14 protein-coding genes and 1 riboswitch are annotated in these 17,220 nt (G+C 51.6%); of the genes, 9 read left to right on the top strand and 5 right to left on the bottom strand.

Annotation, left to right across the window (positions count from 1 at the left end; translation table 11 throughout):
- Window position 1 precedes the first annotated feature (1 nt).
- The gene (locus H8K29_RS15105; RefSeq protein WP_186898246.1) at window positions 2-3,154 is read right to left on the bottom strand and encodes an efflux RND transporter permease subunit; all 3,153 of its coding nucleotides are present in this window, start codon (window positions 3,152-3,154) and stop codon (window positions 2-4) included.
- Between the two features lie 15 nt (window positions 3,155-3,169).
- Window positions 3,170-4,336 carry an efflux RND transporter periplasmic adaptor subunit gene (locus tag H8K29_RS15100; protein WP_186898245.1) on the bottom strand — a complete coding sequence of 389 codons (1,167 nt, stop codon included), beginning with the start codon at window positions 4,334-4,336 and terminating at the stop codon, window positions 3,170-3,172.
- A 125-nt stretch (window positions 4,337-4,461) separates the two neighbouring features.
- Between H8K29_RS15100 and H8K29_RS15095 the strand changes: the two genes are divergently transcribed.
- The 9 genes from H8K29_RS15095 to H8K29_RS15055 all read left to right on the top strand — a co-directional run bounded on the left by H8K29_RS15095 (window position 4,462) and on the right by H8K29_RS15055 (window position 12,737).
- Window positions 4,462-5,205, top strand: a complete 744-nt coding sequence (locus tag H8K29_RS15095; RefSeq protein ID WP_186898244.1) for a response regulator — start codon at window positions 4,462-4,464, stop codon at window positions 5,203-5,205.
- Window positions 5,202-6,272 carry an ATP-binding protein gene (locus tag H8K29_RS15090; protein ID WP_186898243.1) on the top strand — a complete coding sequence of 357 codons (1,071 nt, stop codon included), beginning with the start codon at window positions 5,202-5,204 and terminating at the stop codon, window positions 6,270-6,272. The genes H8K29_RS15095 and H8K29_RS15090 overlap by 4 nt, the downstream gene beginning before the upstream one ends.
- Before the next feature lie 143 nt (window positions 6,273-6,415).
- Window positions 6,416-6,600: riboswitch (FMN riboswitch) on the top strand.
- 102 nt (window positions 6,601-6,702) lie between these two features.
- The gene (ribB, locus tag H8K29_RS15085) at window positions 6,703-7,428 is read left to right on the top strand and encodes a 3,4-dihydroxy-2-butanone-4-phosphate synthase (protein ID WP_186898242.1); all 726 of its coding nucleotides are present in this window, start codon (window positions 6,703-6,705) and stop codon (window positions 7,426-7,428) included.
- Between the two features lie 83 nt (window positions 7,429-7,511).
- Window positions 7,512-7,739 carry a hypothetical protein gene (locus H8K29_RS15080; RefSeq protein ID WP_186898241.1) on the top strand — a complete coding sequence of 76 codons (228 nt, stop codon included), beginning with the start codon at window positions 7,512-7,514 and terminating at the stop codon, window positions 7,737-7,739.
- A gap of 276 nt (window positions 7,740-8,015) precedes the next feature.
- Window positions 8,016-8,534, top strand: a complete 519-nt coding sequence (locus H8K29_RS15075; protein ID WP_186898240.1) for a rhodanese-like domain-containing protein — start codon at window positions 8,016-8,018, stop codon at window positions 8,532-8,534.
- Window positions 8,535-8,626: 92 nt separating this feature from the next.
- Window positions 8,627-9,601 carry a serine O-acetyltransferase EpsC gene (gene epsC, locus H8K29_RS15070; RefSeq protein ID WP_186898239.1) on the top strand — a complete coding sequence of 325 codons (975 nt, stop codon included), beginning with the start codon at window positions 8,627-8,629 and terminating at the stop codon, window positions 9,599-9,601.
- Window positions 9,601-9,873: a helix-turn-helix domain-containing protein gene (locus tag H8K29_RS15065; protein WP_370527202.1), complete on the top strand. Its 273-nt coding sequence runs from the start codon at window positions 9,601-9,603 to the stop codon at window positions 9,871-9,873. The genes epsC and H8K29_RS15065 overlap by 1 nt, the downstream gene beginning before the upstream one ends.
- Before the next feature lie 100 nt (window positions 9,874-9,973).
- On the top strand, window positions 9,974-10,903 hold the full coding sequence (locus H8K29_RS15060; RefSeq protein ID WP_186898238.1) for a family 2A encapsulin nanocompartment shell protein: 930 nt from the start codon (window positions 9,974-9,976) through the stop codon (window positions 10,901-10,903).
- Window positions 10,878-12,737 (top strand): family 2A encapsulin nanocompartment cargo protein cysteine desulfurase, encoded by a 1,860-nt coding sequence (locus H8K29_RS15055; protein WP_186898237.1) that lies wholly within the window; start codon window positions 10,878-10,880, stop codon window positions 12,735-12,737. Before H8K29_RS15060 ends, H8K29_RS15055 begins: the two co-directional genes overlap by 26 nt.
- A 109-nt stretch (window positions 12,738-12,846) precedes the next feature.
- Here H8K29_RS15055 and H8K29_RS15050 read toward each other — a convergent pair whose 3' ends face one another.
- The 3 genes from H8K29_RS15050 to H8K29_RS15040 form a co-directional block, all read right to left on the bottom strand.
- Window positions 12,847-14,199, bottom strand: a complete 1,353-nt coding sequence (locus H8K29_RS15050; RefSeq protein ID WP_186898236.1) for a dienelactone hydrolase — start codon at window positions 14,197-14,199, stop codon at window positions 12,847-12,849.
- A 195-nt stretch (window positions 14,200-14,394) separates the two neighbouring features.
- On the bottom strand, window positions 14,395-15,651 hold the full coding sequence (locus tag H8K29_RS15045) for an OmpP1/FadL family transporter (RefSeq protein ID WP_186898235.1): 1,257 nt from the start codon (window positions 15,649-15,651) through the stop codon (window positions 14,395-14,397).
- Window positions 15,652-15,919: 268 nt separating this feature from the next.
- Window positions 15,920-17,218 carry an LLM class flavin-dependent oxidoreductase gene (locus tag H8K29_RS15040; RefSeq protein WP_186898234.1) on the bottom strand — a complete coding sequence of 433 codons (1,299 nt, stop codon included), beginning with the start codon at window positions 17,216-17,218 and terminating at the stop codon, window positions 15,920-15,922.
- Window positions 17,219-17,220: the final 2 nt, after the last annotated feature.

Raw genomic sequence — 17,220 nt, 5'->3', positions numbered from 1 at the left:
ATTAGCTTTCAATCACCGGAGCAGAACTGGCAGTTTTGTCAGCATCTGTTTTTTTATGGAATCGCTTTGCTATTCTTTGCGCAGTACTCAGTACAACCACAAAGAAAACGGGTGTGAAGAAGATCGCCAGTACAGTTGCACTGATCATGCCGCCGAGTACGCCGGTACTGATGGCGTGTTGAGTCTCTGCACTGGCGCCAGTCGCAATAACGAGCGGGAGCACGCCCAGACCGAATGCCAGTGAGGTCATCAGAATAGGCCGTAAGCGTAATCTCGCCGCTTGCAGCGCTGCATCAGACAGGCTCATGCCTTGCCCGGCCAGTTGCTTGGCAAATTCAACAATCAGAATCGCATTTTTGGCTGACAAACCAATGATCGTGATCAGCCCGACTTTAAAGAAGACATCGTTTGGTAAATCCCGTAGCAACACTGCGAGAACGGCACCAATCAAGCCAAGCGGAACAACCAGCATGACCGACAGCGGAATCGACCAACTTTCATACAACGCGGCCAGTACCAAAAAAACGACCAGCATGGAAAGTGCCATCAGCATAGGTGCCTGCGATGCCGACTGACGTTCCTGCAAGGATTGACCAACCCACTCAAGAGTAAAACCGGGTGGCAATTGCGCTGCAAGGCGTTCCATTTCATTCATCGCATCGCCGCTGGAAATGCCAGGTGCAGCACTGCCTGAAATCCGCGCCGATGGATAGCCCTGAAATCGCACTAACTGAAGAGCGGCCTTGCCCCAGACCGGCGTGACGAGTTCTGCGAGTGGCACTACCTGACCGGTGCTGCCACGTACATACAGTTTCAAGACGTCATCAAGCTGCATCCGTGATTTGGCGTCTGCCTGAACGATGACTTGCTGTACACGTCCTGCATTCACGAAGTCATTGACATAAGCGGAGCCCATTGCCGTCGACAACGTGTCACTGATACTGGTAAACGATACGCCCAGTGTTTCGGCTTTCTTTCGGTTGATGTCGAGTCTGACATTGCTGCCCGGTTGCACTCCATCCGGGTAGACGGCTGTTACCAATTGGCTTTGTGATGCCAGCGTCAACAAGGTATTTTGCGCATCATGTAAAGCGTCTTCGCCTTTGTTTGAACGATCCTGCAGGCGTAGCGTAAAGCCAGAAGAGGTGCCGAGTTCATCAATCGCCGGTGGCATCAGGCTGAAGACTGTGCCTTCTGTAATACCGGACATCGCAAGTTGCGCCCGGCTTAGTTCGTCTGCCGCTGTCGCGCCATTCCTTTGCGACCAGTCTTTTAACATCGTAAAGGCCATTGCCGTATTGGTTCCGGCACCGGAGAAACTGAATCCGAGGATAGACTGATTCGCATCGATTCCCGGACGGGACGCGACATGCTTTTCAAAGACCTTCACCACATCCAGCGTGCGTTCCGTCGTTGCGTCGGAAGGCAGCTGGAATGAGGTCATGAAGTATCCCTGATCTTCTTCCGGCAAAAATGAGCTGGGGAGCAGGCCAAATGAAAACACCAGTGCAATAACGATAGCGGTGAACATCAGCATGGTTCTGCCGGTTCGCTTCAGCAGAGTCACGACCCATGCAGCATAGCCGCGGGTCATGCGCTCGAACTGGCGGTTAAACCAGCCGAAGAAGCCTGTGCTTGCATGAGCATCAGCGTTAATTGGTTTCAGGATCGTCGCGCACAGCGCGGGTGTCAGGGTCAGTGCAAGAAATGCAGAGAACAGAATCGACACCACCATCGACATTGAAAACTGCCGGTAGATCGAGCCCACAGAACCACTGGCAAGTGCCATCGGAATAAAGACGGCAGTCAGCACCAACGTAATACCGACGACTGCTCCGCTGATTTCCTTCATCGCTTTAGCGGTTGCTTCTTTGGGCGATAAGCCTTCTGTCGCCATTAATCGCTCAACGTTTTCTACGACAACAATCGCATCATCCACAATGATGCCGATAGCCAGTACCATGCCGAACATCGTCAGTACGTTAATCGAGAAGCCAATCAACAGCATCAGCGCAAATGTACCTAGCAATGCGATAGGGGCGACTATCGCCGGGATCAGCGTGTAGCGCACTTTTTGCAGGAATAAATACATCACCAGAAATACCAGCACCATTGCTTCAAGCAAGGTTTTAACCACTTTTTCGATTGATATTTCAACGAATGGTGCCGTATCAAAAGGAATGGAGTAGTTGATCGCTGCCGGCATCGTCTTTTGCAGTTCCGCCATTCTTGCGCGTACCGCTTTAGCGGTTTTGACCGCGTTTGCTCCCGGCGAGAGTTGAACCGCAGCCGCTGTTGCTACTTTGCCGTTTTCGCGATTTGAAAAGCTATACGATTGCGCGCCGAGTTCAACTTTGGCGACATCAGAAATCATCACTTTGCTACCATCAGCGTTAGCGCGCAAAACGATAGAGCCAAACTGGGCCGGCGTTTCTAACTGTCCATGTGCTTCCAGCGGAAAGGTGACGCGTTGCCCGGTCATCGCCGGTGAACTTCCGATGGCTCCGGGCGCAATCTGAATGTTTTGTTGTGCGACTGCAGTCGTCACGTCACTCATGGATAAATTGTAAGATTGCAGCTTGGCCGGATCGATCCATATCCGCATCGCTTTTTCCGCGCCGAATAACTGCACTTTGCCAACGCCCTCAATCCGGCGCAGTTCCTCCACGATGTTACGGGCGAAATAGTCGCTCAGATCGGCCTCGTTGAGATTACCCTCTTTGGAGCTCAACCCCACGATCATCAGGAATCCCGCTGAGGCCGATTCCACACCGAGCCCATTCTGACGTACGACCTGCGGTAGGCGAGGTTCTACCGTTTTGATCCGGTTTTGCACATCGACCTGCGCCATTGCCGGATCTGTGCCGGGTTTAAAAGTGATGGTGATCTGTGCGCTGCCAGAACTATCAGCAGTGGACTCAAAATAAAGCAGATTTTTAACACCTGAGAGTTCGCGTTCAATCACGCTGACAACGGCATCGTTCAGCGTTTTTGGTGTTGCTCCCGGATAGTTGGCGCTGATACTGACGCTGGGTGGTGCAATTGAAGGAAAACGTGCGATCGGCAATTGCGGAATCGCAATGATTCCGGCCAGAGCGATGAAGATGGCAATGACCCAGGCAAAAATCGGGCGATGAATAAAAAATTGCGGCATGATCATTCCCTGAATTTATTTCGAACGCGCCGCAGATGCTGACGTCGCTTTCCACTGTTGTGCATTGACTTCGCTTCCCGGTTGCAAACGTTCCACGCCTTCAACGACGATAAGCTGGCCTGCACTGATACCGTTGTTGACGACATAGTTCGATCCGACAAGGGCACCCAGTTCAATCGGTTTCTGAGTAACTTTTTTGCTGGCTTCCACCACCCACAGATATGCCTTCCCCACACTGTCACGCTGGACTGCCTGCTGCGGAACTAATACCGACGCGGTTGCTGTTCCTTGTGGAACGCGGGCACGTACATACATTCCGGGTAATAACTGGCGGTCGCGGTTATCTACTTCGATACGTATTACGATCTCACCGCTGCTTGTGTCAACATTCACTCCAGAGAACAACAGTGTGCCGTTGACAGGGTAAGGATGGCCTTCTGCATCCAGCACCTGAACTGGGATTTCCTTTGCTTCGTTGCTCTTATCTTTCGCAAGCAGATAGGACATGGAGCTTAATTTTGATGCAGGCTTTCTGACGTCGACATAGACGCGATCAATTTGCTGAATTTTTGCCATGGGATTGACATCGCTGGCCGTGACCAGCCCGCCTTCAGTCAGCAATTCCTGACCAATGCGTCCGGAAATAGGGGCTTTGATGCTGGCATAGTCAAGATCCAGCCGACGTCGTGCGAGGGTCGCCTTGGCTTGTGCAATATCTGCGGCTGCCTGCGCCGTCGCGGATTGCGCATCGTCCAATACCTGGCGGCTGACCGCATCACTCTCTGCCATCTGTTGCAGTCGTTTGCTTTGCAGTGTGGCGCGCTCAAGAACTGCCTCTGATCGTCTGAGAGCAGCGGCTGCGATATCAAATTCTGCTTTCAGTGGCGCTGCATCAATTTGAAATAATTGTTGCCCGGCACGCACTTCAGCACCTTGCTGAAACAGGCGTTTCTGAACGATGCCACCGACTTGCGGGCGAATTTCTGCGGTGCGATAGGCAACTACACGGCCTTGCAGCTCATCATGTAAAACGACATTCGCTGTTTGAATTGTCGTTGCTGCCACAATCACGGGCGGGGCTGCTACTTCGGGTGTTGATTTGTTGCATGCGGCGAGCGTAATAGCACTGACAGCAGTGAGCGTCGCTATCATTAATCGCTGTTTAACAAACGTGTTCGTCATGGTGATGTACCTTCTTTGGATATCCAGAGTCAGACTGGTCAGCCGCAAGCTTAATAAAACAGCGTGGGGTTTTCGTGGTGAATTTATGGAGTTATGATGGAGATCGCTATTTTTTCTGAACACTTATGAACCATCCTGCAGTTAATCCCGTTAGCACGAACAAACCAGAGCCTGGTGGCGCCTTAGTTCTCATCGCTGAAGATGAGCCGGAAATTGTCGAAATCATCAAGGCTTATCTGCATCGGGATGGCATGCGCACTGCTCATGCAAAAGATGGACGTGCTGCGTTAGAGTTGCATCTTGCAATCAAGCCGGATCTGGTTTTACTGGATGTCAAAATGCCCCATGTTGATGGTTGGCAGGTGTTGTCCGAGTTGCGACGAAGAGGAAGTACGCCAGTGATCATGTTGACTTCACATGATCAGGATATTGATAAGCTGATTGCATTGCGTGTTGGTGCCGATGACTACGTCGTCAAACCGTTTAATCCGGCGGAGGTTGCCGCACGCGCATTGGCGGTTTTGCGGCGTACGGGGAGTGGCGGCGCGACGGAGCGTGGCCTGTTGCGCTGCGGACCGATAGAAGTCAATCTGGAAACGCATCAGGCTTACGTACAGATGAAGGACGAAGTTCTTCCGCTGCCTCTTACTCTGACCGAATTCCGCTTGCTGGCACACATGGCGCGCACGCCGGCAAGGGTGCATAGCCGCGCTGAATTGCTGGTCAGTTGCCTGCCAGAAGGTGACAGCCTGGAGCGTACCGTTGATAGCCATATCAGCAAATTGCGTAAGAAATTAGAAGCCGCAGATGTACCGCATTTGCTGGTCAGCCTGCGCGGCGTCGGTTATTGTCTGAAGAGTCCATCGTGAGCACTGAATCGGATTTCAGCCGACAGATCATTCGCTGGACATCGGCGGTTGTGCTGAGCATCATCGCCATCGTTTTAATCAGTACATATGTGTTTTATGCTTTACTGATTCAATGGGTTCCCAGTTTGTTTACAGACGTCGATCCAATGTCGCTGCCAACATGGCCGGAATGGATTTATATGGCAACGATTACTGTTGTCGGTCTTGTGTTTGGCATCGCTGCGGCAAGGAAACTGGCCAGGCGCATATTGATTCCGCTTAACTCCATTGCTGACAGTGTTAAACGTATTGCCGACGGCGATCTGTCCGCCCGCGCAGTTGCAGGTGATCGTACCTTGGGCGAAACCGCCGCCCTGGTTGATGGTTTTAATTCTATGGCAGAACGCCTGCAGAGTACCGCGCATGAATTAACGACCTGGAATGCTGCGATTGCGCATGAATTAAGGACGCCGCTGACGATACTACGAGGACGCTTGCAGGGCATGGCTGACGGCGTATTTCCGCCTGAGGAAGCGCAGTTTCGTAATCTCTTGAATCAGGTCGATGGGCTTACCCGTCTGGTCGAAGATTTACGCGTCCTCAGTCTGGCCGATGGCGCTTATCTGAGCCTGAGATTGGAAGATGTGGATATTGCATCCGAAGTCAGTCAGGTGCTTGAACTCATGGCGCCATCACTGACTGCTGCCGGGTTTTATCTTGATATGAAGGTAGAAAGCACTGTCATCGTTTGCGACCCGTCGCGGATACGACAAGTTATCGTTGCTTTGCTTGAAAATGCACGTCGCTACGCGTCTCCCGGCAAGTTGCTGATTGAGTCCAGACTGTCGCAAAACGCATTTCATCTGACGGTGACTGATGAAGGGCCGGGCATTCCTGAACATCTGATTCCTTTTATCTTTGAAGCATTTCAACGCGGCGATGATTCCCGTTCGCGCGAAAGTGGCGGTAGCGGGTTGGGTCTGGCGGTGGTGCGCGCGATTGCACAGGCACATAAGGGGCTGGTCAGTTATTCTCAACACGCCGGTGGCGGCTCTGTATTTCAGATCACTTTGCCGAGAGCGCATTGAGGTGTAGGTCAGTGTCGTGGCAGTGTGCCTCTGCCCGACATGATGCCGCTTTCCGGACTTCACTATCATCATCCATTCCTGCACTGAAAAACACCGGCAGAGCATTTTGCGTATAATCTGTCCGCCGATTAAATCGGCAGGTCGTACGTCTTCAGGGCGGGGTGTAATTCCCCACCGGCGGTAAAATTTGCCAGATATTTTTGGCAAAACAAGCCCGCGAGCGCTTGCAGTGAATGATCATCGTAGTTGTACTGATGGTGTTGCAAGGTCAGCAGATCTGGTGTGATTCCAGAGCCGACGGTGATAGTCCGGATGAGAGAAGATACGCCTGATATCAGTGCTCGCGCCAGCTTGCGAGCGCTGGCTTTGGGCTATTCAAAAATCCCCTGAAACGTCTTTTGCACATTTTTTTTTGCGGAGCGTTTCAATTATGTTGAGCAACACAAACAGTCTTACTGCAGTATCCGGTTCAGCTACTGCATCATCTTCAGTCGCTGCGACTGCACAATCATCCCAGCGTTTTGTTTATTCCGACAGCCCGTTTGCTGAGCGTTTACAGCGCGCTCTGGCTGACCTTCGGAATGGGCGACCAGTCTTATTGATGGACGATTTTGATCGTGAAAATGAGGCTGATCTGATCATCGCAGCGGAAAAAATTACTACCGAGAGCATGGCCAGATTGATCCGTGATTGCAGCGGCATCGTTTGCCTGTGCCTGACCGACGAGCGCTTGCAGCAGCTTGATTTACCACCGATGGTGGCAGCAAATGGCAGTCGTTTTGGTACGGCATTTACGGTCACAATCGAAGCAAAGCATGGTGTGACTACCGGCGTTTCTGCTGCCGATCGGGTTACGACGATTAAGGCTGCCATCGCAGATGGAGCCGTGCCTGGCGACCTGGCTCGGCCCGGGCATGTTTTTCCTTTGCGGGCAGTGCCTGGAGGAGTATTGCAGCGGCGTGGTCATACTGAGGGTTCTGTGGATCTGGTACGTCTGGCTGGAATGCAGGCGGCAGCGGTATTATGCGAACTGATGAATCCGGATGGCAGCATGTCACGTGGTCAGGATATTCTGAATTACGCTGCGGCGCATGATATTGTGATCCTGAGTATTGATGAACTGGCACAGCATATAAGCAATTTACAAGCTAGCTGAGTCACCGCGTTTATCAGGCGTTGAAATGATGATTTTTTACGGTGAATGGTCTGTTGATACAACAAAGGATGGGAGGTGTTTTAATGGGTGATCAACACAGTTGCCATAAGCGATCTCTCGCCACCGTATTGTGTGCATTCCTTTTGCTGTGTGTATCGTTTGCAGCATTCGCCGCACCTGCATCCTGGTATAAGTGGAAAAGCAAAATCAAAGATGCAGAGGTCTGTTCGCAGACTTCGCCGGGCGATGGTTGGGAGCGTACCGCAGGCCCTTATCGTGATGGGCGTTGTGAAAAAATCAAAAATGAATGACTGTTTTTCCTGCCTGTCCGAATAAACTGAAGAATAAAATCATCTGAAAATAGAGCCTCCGCCAGTCATTAGCGGGGGCTTTTTTACGTGCTCATTTCGGCATTCATCTACGTTCGCTGATTAGTGTCGCCAGCGCGGCGACAGTACCGAAAGAAATCGTTAATCGTTTTTTGTATAAATAATCGCGTTTTAATTCGTTTTCCACTCTTAGAGATTTCGCTACAGTTTTGTCATAACGATGTGCGGTAAATACATCGATTGCTTTGAAAGATATTTATGACAGATTCTACGATGACTCCCAACGATGCATTTTCTTCCAACAGTTCCGCTTCTGATGGCAGCGGTTGCGATGTCGCAAGCCTGCTTTCCCATGCAAGAGAGGATGCTCGCCAACAACAATTGCCTTTTGCCGGCAGTCTGACGCCGGTTGATGCCTGGCGTCTGGTACAACTCGGTGCGGCGACCCTGGTTGATGTTCGCACGAATGAAGAACGTAAGTTTGTTGGTCATGTTCCCGATAGTCAGCACGTTGCCTGGGCAACAGGCACTGCACTGACCCGTAATCCGCGCTTCGTGAAGGAGTTCGAGAGCAAACTCAAAGAAAAGGCTGCCGTATTTTTGTTGTTATGTCGTAGTGGTAAGCGTTCAGCGGCAGCGGCTGAAGCATTGAGCAAGGCTGGATTTGTGAACGTCTTCAATATCACCGAGGGGTTTGAAGGTGAGATCAATGAGACGCAGCAACGTGGTCAGCTCGGTGGCTGGCGTTTGCACTCCTTGCCCTGGGTTCAGGATTAAGCACATATCAACGACCACACGGAATTTGCTGGCATTGTGGTCGTCGACTTCTTTTGTCTGCAAGTTGTTTCACACCTGAACTGATCAGAGTTATGACTAACAATAAAATTAATAATCAAGTTCATGCGCCTGCAACACAGCGAGCGTCGTTATTTGGTATCGAGCAGGTCGTCAGTGAACTGGCCTCTGTGCGTCAGGCCTGGCGCAGCCGTCAGGTGCGCCCATCGGAACCGGGGGGGCGTGAATTGCCATCGCGCGATGCGCTGACAAAAATACTTGAAGATCTGCGCGGAGCGCTGTTTCCCATGCGCCTTGGGCCACCGGAACTGCGTCAGGAAAGTGAAGATTTTTACGTCGGGCATACCCTTGATTCGGTGCTGCATTCATTGCTGACGCAGGTGCGGCTGGAGCTGAGTTACGCATCGCGCTATAACAATCATCATGAGCTGCATACCGAAGACCGGGCAGTGTCTATCGTGCGTACTTTCTCACGTTCTTTGCCGCAGATACGCAGCCTGCTCGATAGCGATGTGATTGCCGCTTATCAGGGCGATCCTGCCGCCCGCAGTGTCGATGAAGTTTTACTCTGCTACCCCGGCGTGCTGGCCATGATTTATCACCGGGTTGCACATCAATTGTATTTGCTGGGCGTGCCTTTACTGGCACGTATCGTCGCAGAAATTGCACACAGCCAGACCGGCATTGATATTCATCCTGGTGCGCAGATAGGCCCGGGCTTTTTCATTGATCACGGTACCGGCGTGGTGATTGGTGAGACCGCAGTAATCGGTCAGCGCGTGCGTATTTATCAGGCCGTGACACTTGGCGCGAAACGTTTTCCCGCCGATGAAGCAGGCAATTTGCAGAAAGGTTTACCGCGCCATCCCATCGTTGAGGATGACGTCGTCATTTATGCCGGTGCGACCGTCTTAGGACGGATCACGCTGGGACGTGGCGCGACGATTGGTGGCAATGTCTGGGTCACGAATGACGTGGCACCCGGCAGCCATGTCAGCCAGGCGAGTTTGCGCCATGAACAGCATGCCGAAGTGCCTCATCCGGAGTGATGATGAAAGAGCTTTGCAATTGCTTTGGCATTGCCGTTCGTCAGGCGCGAGATGCACATCAGTGGTCGCAGGAAGTGCTGGCGGAAAAGGCGAATCTGAATCGTTCTTATATAGGCGAGATTGAGCGCGGAAAAGTGATTCCGTCTTTGGTGACGATGGAAAAACTATCGCAGGCATTGGGCCTCCGTATGTCAGAACTGCTGGCTCGCTGTGAGGATGTGCGCCATGCCCAGGCAATGCAAAAGATGTCCTTGATGGCGATAGCATGTTGAATGAGGGCGATGGGCATCAGACACTGTCTTATCCGATGAATTGATTTTCTTGTTGTTATTTTTTGCAGTCCGATAAATCCACTTACTCATGGAGTGACCTATGTCTGATGTACCTTCGCCGAATTTTGCACTGGGCGATAATGCTGCCCGTCAGTTAGCCAATGCAACCAAAACCGTTCCGCAGTTATCGACCATTTCTCCACGCTGGCTGGTGCATCTGCTGCAATGGCTGCCGGTTGAAGCAGGTATCTACCGTCTCAATAAAGTAAAAAATCCTAAGGATGTCCGCGTTGCCTGTTCTCAGCGTGACGAATCTGAATTGCCGCAAACGTTTGTTGATTATGAAGAGCAACCGCGCGAATATTTCCTGAATGCAGTTGCCACGGTACTGGATGTGCATACCCGTATTTCTGATTTGTATAGCAGCCCGCACGATCAGATTAAAGAACAATTACGTCTGACCGTAGAAACAATCAAAGAGCGTCAGGAAAGCGAGCTGATTAATAACCCTGATTATGGTCTGCTGGCGAATGTGCATGATGATCAGCGCATATCGACGCTGACTGGCGCACCGACACCGGACGATCTGGACGATCTGCTGACCAAAGTATGGAAAGAGCCAGGCTTTTTCCTCGCGCATCCGTTGGCGATTGCAGCGTTCGGCCGCGAATGCACGCGTCGCGGTGTTCCTCCTCCGACAGTCAGCCTGTTTGGTTCGCAATTCCTGACATGGCGCGGCGTTCCTCTGGTTCCATCTGACAAATTACCGATTGAAGACGGCAAAACCAAAATCATTTTGCTGCGCGTTGGTGAAAAACGGCAAGGTGTGGTTGGTCTTTTCCAGCCCGGGCTGGTTGGTGAACAGAGCCCAGGTCTGTCAGTTCGTTTTATGGGCATTAACCGTAATGCGATTGCTTCTTATCTGATTTCTCTTTACTGCTCATTGGCAGTGTTGACGGATGATGCCCTGGCTGTGTTGGACGATGTAGAGATCGGTAAATACCATGACTATCCTGACACCTACAAATAATAGTCAGGTGTCTGCGGACGGTGTGCCGGATGAGGCACTGCTGAATCGCATGGCATCTGAATTCTTCGCGCTGGTGCCAGGTGCTGCTCAGGCGGCTGCGCAATTCCTGCCGGGATTGTCGCACCTGAACGAGCCACATTCAGCGCCGGTGTCTCCTGCCGGGAAAGCACCTGTTATCGAGCCGCAAAGCAGTTCGTCTGCACATGTTCCGCCATTGGCAGAGCCGGGCATCGCGCAAGGTGTACCCGCGATCTATGCGGCGGCCTTGCCGCACAACGGTGGTAGCAGCGTTGCACCGTCCCGGCCTCAGGCTGGTGGGGCAGGTTCGCCATATTATTTTTTAGGCGGGGAACATGCTTATCCGTCGGCGGATACGGGGCTGGATAGTCTGGCGGCGCAGGCGACAGGAAGCGATCAGGTTAGCGCCCGGGCTTTTGGCTTACCAGGACAGGATCAATTGCAGCGTTTGTTAGGAGAGTTGTATCCGGCAAAAACGGCGACAGCCACACCAACCACACCGGCAAATGAATTGTCGGCCACGTATTATTTTCAGCAAGGCGAGCAAAATTACTGGGATGCTGCTCCCCGCGCTGCGAATCCTGCTTTGGCCGCACCATTTGATATTCATGCCGTACGGCGCGATTTTCCGATATTGGCCGAGCGTGTGAATGGTAAACAACTGGTCTGGTTTGATAATGCAGCGACGACGCAAAAGCCGCAATCGGTGATCGACAGGCTCAGCTATTTCTATGCACACGAGAATTCCAATATTCATCGTGCTGCACACGAATTGGCAGCGCGCGCAACCGATGCTTACGAAGGTGCGCGCAATACCGTGGCACGTTTTCTGGGGGCGGCGTCGCCAGAGGAAATTATCTTCGTTCGCGGTGCAACGGAAGCGATTAATCTGGTCGCCAATACTTTCGGTAAAAAGTTTATCGGTGCCGGTGATGAGATCATCGTGTCGCAACTTGAGCATCATGCCAACATCGTTCCTTGGCAACAGCTGGCGGCAGAAAAGGGCGCAGTGATACGGGTGATTCCGGTGGATGACAGCGGCCAGATTCTGCTGGATGAATATCGCAAACTGCTCAACAGCAAGACCCGTCTGGTCTCGGTCACGCAGGTGTCGAATGCACTGGGTACCATCACACCGGTACAGGAAATCATTGCGCTGGCGCATAGCGCCGGTGCCCGCGTATTGGTGGATGGTGCGCAGGCAGTGTCGCACCTGCGTGTCAATGTGCAGGCGCTGGATGCCGACTTCTATGTGTTTTCCGGACACAAAGTATTCGGCCCTACCGGCATCGGTGTTGTCTACGGTAAAAAAGCTTTACTGGAGCAATTACCACCGTGGCAGGGCGGCGGCAATATGATTGCGGATGTGACGTTTGAACGCACCCAATATCAACCTGCACCAGCGCGTTTTGAGGCTGGTACCGGCAATATTGCCGATGCCGTAGGTTTGGGCGCTGCGATCGACTATGTGGAACGTATTGGTCTTGAAAAAATTGCTTTGTACGAACATGCTTTGCTTGAGTATGCAACCCATGGTCTGAAAAGCATACCTGGCGTACGCCTGATAGGCACGGCTCACGCGAAGGCGAGTGTCGCATCGTTTGTCCTCGCTGGTTATAAGACCGAAGAAGTCGGGCACGCGCTGAATCAGGAAGGCATTGCGGTACGTTCCGGTCATCATTGCGCACAACCGATATTGCGACGCTTTGGTGTTGAGGCAACTGTGCGTCCTTCGTTTGCGTTCTACAATACCTGCGATGAAATAGACCGCCTGATCGCGGTGGTCAAACGCTTGTCGGCGACCCGCCGGAGTTGAGCAAAAATGACTGGCTGCCGTTGACAAATCAGCGTCGCGGCGTCAGTCGATAGGCATGGTCGCTATAAAAAAGCCGTATCCTTGTGTCGTTCAGGGATACGGCTTTTATTTATTGTTTCTGCGATGTTGCCGCTGGCAGGTATTCCAGTTTCAATCCAACCGCAGTGCGAGCCGGGAAGCCTTTCCAATACGTATGCTCGGGCTTTTTGTTGCCACTTTCGTCGGTGCTCCATTTTCCGTCTCTGGCGTTTTCGGTCAGCGCGAGAAAAGCATCCATGCTGTCGTCATGTTTCAGATATTTCCCCAGAAATGCCGTGACAAAATGCTGGGAAATATTATTCATCCGGGTGTTATCCCACACCGCATCGATATAACTCTCAGCCGGAATACGTTTCAGCGTCGGCACTGCCTGCCATGATTCCTTTGGGGCAGGAATCGGTGCGCCTGCGCTGTGATTGGCATTTTCAAACGTTAGCAGATAGCGCCCTGTATTGATGCTGGATTCAAACAGATTACGCACACCGGGCGAATAACCCGAGACATCATCGGCACTGCCAGCAATATAAAAAAGTGGCGTTTTGATCGCTGCCAGCGCCTGCGTATCCCATAAGCCTGCATTCCAGCCCCAGGGGGCAAATGCGACTGCTGCTTTAATTCGTTTGTCGATGGATGCCAGATAACGTGGATCATTTGCGGCGCGACTCTGTAGCGCGCCATTCGGCACGGTTGGTGCACTCACGCTTTTCGCGCTGACGCCTGCACCTAAACTGTTGAGCACACCGTAACCACCCATGGAATAGCCAATCAGCGCAGTGTTAGCCGCATCAATGATTCCTGTTAATTTCCCGGTTTTGTCCTGTTCGTTTAACAGTGCCATCTGATTTAATACGAATAACTGATCGAGGGAACGATTTAATAAAGTACTGGAAAAATTTTTAAACTCATGAAACGTACTGTCGGTATGGTCGATCGCCACTACGACATAGCCTTTGCTGGCGAGATTTTCTGTCAGGTGACTGAGCAGAAAGCGGTTCCCCGGATAACCATGAGAGACGATCACCAATGGAAATACACCTGCATTTTTTTCGGCAGCGGCATCACGTACTGCTTTCCCTGTCAACGTCACCTCTGTTTTTCCATCGCGTAAAAACGTGCGGAATGTTGTCGCCGATGGCGAGTGGTCAGCAGCGACGGCCGGATACCAGATTTCCAGTGTCAGCGGCCGGTTATAGCGAGGGATAGCCTCATCTGGTTTCGCATTCAGAATATCCAGTTGCTCCGGATTGCTGACCTGTAGTGTTGTGACGCCGACAGGATAGCGGCCATACGCAGCCAGTTCCGGTGCGTCTGGGCGTATCTGATCAATCCGGTTATCGATTGCAAAAGCTGGATTGATCTGTGCAAGGCAAACCGCTGCGGTAATCCCAGACAGGGCAATGCAGATGTGTTTTTTGAATGTCATATTTCTGGCAGTAAGCAAAAATGGTTTTACTCGAAATGCCCTGACTCAGGCGGAGTAAAGAGATGTTGAGGTTAAGTAATGCGTGATGCGGTAAATCGTCGGTAGTGACAATGCATGCTGCCATCCTTGTGAACAGCTATTCAGGATGGCAGCATGCGCAGAAGTTGTGATCTCAGATCGCAACCTCAGATGTGTTCAGAATTTCCAGCCGTAAGCGACGCCGACTATATTTTCGCTAAGAGAGACATTGGCATTGCCAGCACCAAAAGATGCTGGGATGGAATTACTGCCATTGACGGTCTTTTTGAAACCATGTGTATATGAAAAACTCAATTCGCCGCCATTCGCCACTTTGTATGTAGCGCCCAGCGTCAGATGATCCTGCACTACTCCCGGTGCGAGAATATTGAAAAAAGTTTCGCTGGCAGGTACAGGCTGGCCGCCATGATTGTAGCCCGCACGCAGGGTCAGATCCTCGCTGTAATCATAGACTGCTCCCACTTTGACGACAGTGATGTCGCGCCAGCCAAAGCCTGCGCCTTTTTCAGAACCGAGTGGATTTCCAGCAAATAAATTTGCCAGAGGATTGGCGATAGAGCTGATGTCGCCATACTTGATCTGTTGCAGATCGGCTGCCAGCGTTAATTGCGGATGTACTTTGTATGCCAGGCCAATACCGTAATTTTCCGGAATGTCAAAACCACCGCCTTGTGCGAACAGACCACGGTATTTTTCAAAATTACCGGTTTTGACTTTCGATGCCCATGTCGCGCCGAGTGTCAGCGCAGGAGTGATTTGTCCACTCCAGCCCAGGCGCAGTCCCCAGCCAGTTGCGCTGTCATTGCCATTGTCGGTCAGGTTTTTACTGTCGATAGAGGCCGATGAAAAAACACTGACTCCCTTCGCTGAAAAGCGTTGATAAGCAAAATTGATGGCAGCACCAAACGCATGCTGGTCATTGACTTTGTAAGCCAGCGAAGGCGAAATGAACAGCTGTTCCAGATTAACGCCAGCGCTGCCTTTACTGCCAAATCCGGCGTAAGGATTTTTGCCATAATCGGTATTCATGCCGCCATTGCCGTAAGCCGCAATACCAATACTGACATCCTGATTCAACTGTCTGGTGTAGCCCAATTCAGGCAGCCAGAAATTCTTTTTGTCATTCCCTTCGTAGCTGCCATTAACGCCGGGAACACCGTTTCCGGTGATGTCGGTGCTGCGGCTGGGACTAAACCAGCTGAGCCCGCCATCAATACGGTTTCCTGTCCACGCAATGCCTGCAGGATTGCTCGCCGCTGCCAGGCTATCTTGTGGTAACGCGATGCCCACACCGCCAGTGGCTTGAGTTCTGATACCGTAGCCATGAGAAAAATAGCCATCGGTAGCGAAGGCCGTGGATACCGTCAGCAGGCTCAATGCCAGCACGTTGAATTGTAATTTTGCGTGTTTCATAAAAGTCTCATTAGAGATGGAGCAGGCAGATTTCAGTTTGACCGCGCTCCTGGTTGTATGCGGTTTGATGTTCAAATGAGATTTAATCTTCGAAAGGAAAAGCGAGGAACGATTATTTTTAAATTTGCATATATGATTCAGCGTCGGCTAATTTCTACGACGACTTCGTCACAGGTAAAACTGAGCAGCGCAATTTTCAGAAGAAAAAATGCGACAAAAATATCCGGAATTTTTGTCGCATAAAAAATACAAGATGCATTGAACTCAGTTATTTCGCATACCGGTTTTTCGGAAACGCCAGACCAAGGTGTTCGCGTAAAGTGGTTCCGGCATAACTGGTACGGAATAAGCCGCGTCTTTGCAATTCGGGTACAACCAACTCTGTGAAATCTTCCAGGCCGCCGGGCAGATATGGCGACATGATGTTGAATCCATCTGCTGCATCATTTTCAAACCAGAGCTGTATCTGGTCAGCGATGTGTTCCGGTGTGCCTATCAGTGTGAAGTGACCGCGCCCGCCAGCAATGCGTAAATACAGTTCACGTATCGTCAGATTTTCACCCTGAGCCAGCTGTGTCAGTAATTTTTGGCGGCTTTGCTGACCGTTATCTGTGAGCGGTAATTCCGGCAATGGTTCATCGATAGGATAAGGTGTCAGGTCGAAATTACCTATCATTCTTCCCAGTAAGGCGATGCCATCTTTCGGCGTGACCAGATCTTGCAGCAGCTGAAATTTCCGTTGTGCTTCTTCCTGTGTTTTTGCAACGACAGGAAACAGACCCGGCATGATTTTCAAGTCATCACGATGACGTCCGGCTTTTTCCACTCGTGCTTTCAGATCCTGATAAAAGGCTTGCGCAGAGGCGAGTGTGGGATGCGCAGTGAAAACCACGTCGGCAGTTTCAGCGGCCAGATTCTTTCCGGTTTCCGAGCCGCCCGCTTGCACGGTAATCGGCTTTCCCTGCGGGCTGCGGCTGACATTGAGCGGCCCTGCGACAGAAAAGTGTTTGCCGTGATGCTGCAAGGTATGCAGTTTTTGCGGATCAAACTGGATAGCATTTTGCTTATCGTTCAGAATCGCATCATCTTCCCAGCTATCCCACAAACCTTGTACTACCTGATGAAATTCCTTTGCCCGTTCATAGCGCTCTGCATGCCCTACATGTTCTGTGCGGCCAAAATTAGCTGCTTCGGCTGCATTATCCGAGGTCACCAGATTCCAGCCAGCGCGACCTCTGGAAATTCTGTCCAGTGAAGCGAATTTGCGGGCAACATGATAGGGCTCATTGTATGTTGTAGTGGCGGTGCCTATCAGTCCTATGCGATCGGTAACGGCGGCAATCGCAGAGAGCAAGGTCAATGGCTCCAGTCCGCCGACGCCGCTGGTCAGCGCAACGCTGTCGGCGAAAAAGACGGCGTCAAAGCAAGCACGTTCCGCAGTTTTTGCCAGATGCTGGTACAGCCTGAGCGGGTCTGCCCCGGTATCGGCCTGCGGATGCCGCCAGGCGGCAACATGATGTCCGTTATGAAGTAAAAAAGCGCCGAGTTTCAGTTCGCGTTTTGTCATGA

The organism is Undibacterium sp. CY21W (assembly GCF_014284265.1).
In the GTDB taxonomy this organism is placed as follows: domain Bacteria; phylum Pseudomonadota; class Gammaproteobacteria; order Burkholderiales; family Burkholderiaceae_D; genus Undibacterium; species Undibacterium aquatile.
The sequence above is the reverse complement of the archived record's forward strand: the minus strand, read 5'-3'. Positions and strand labels throughout refer to the sequence as shown.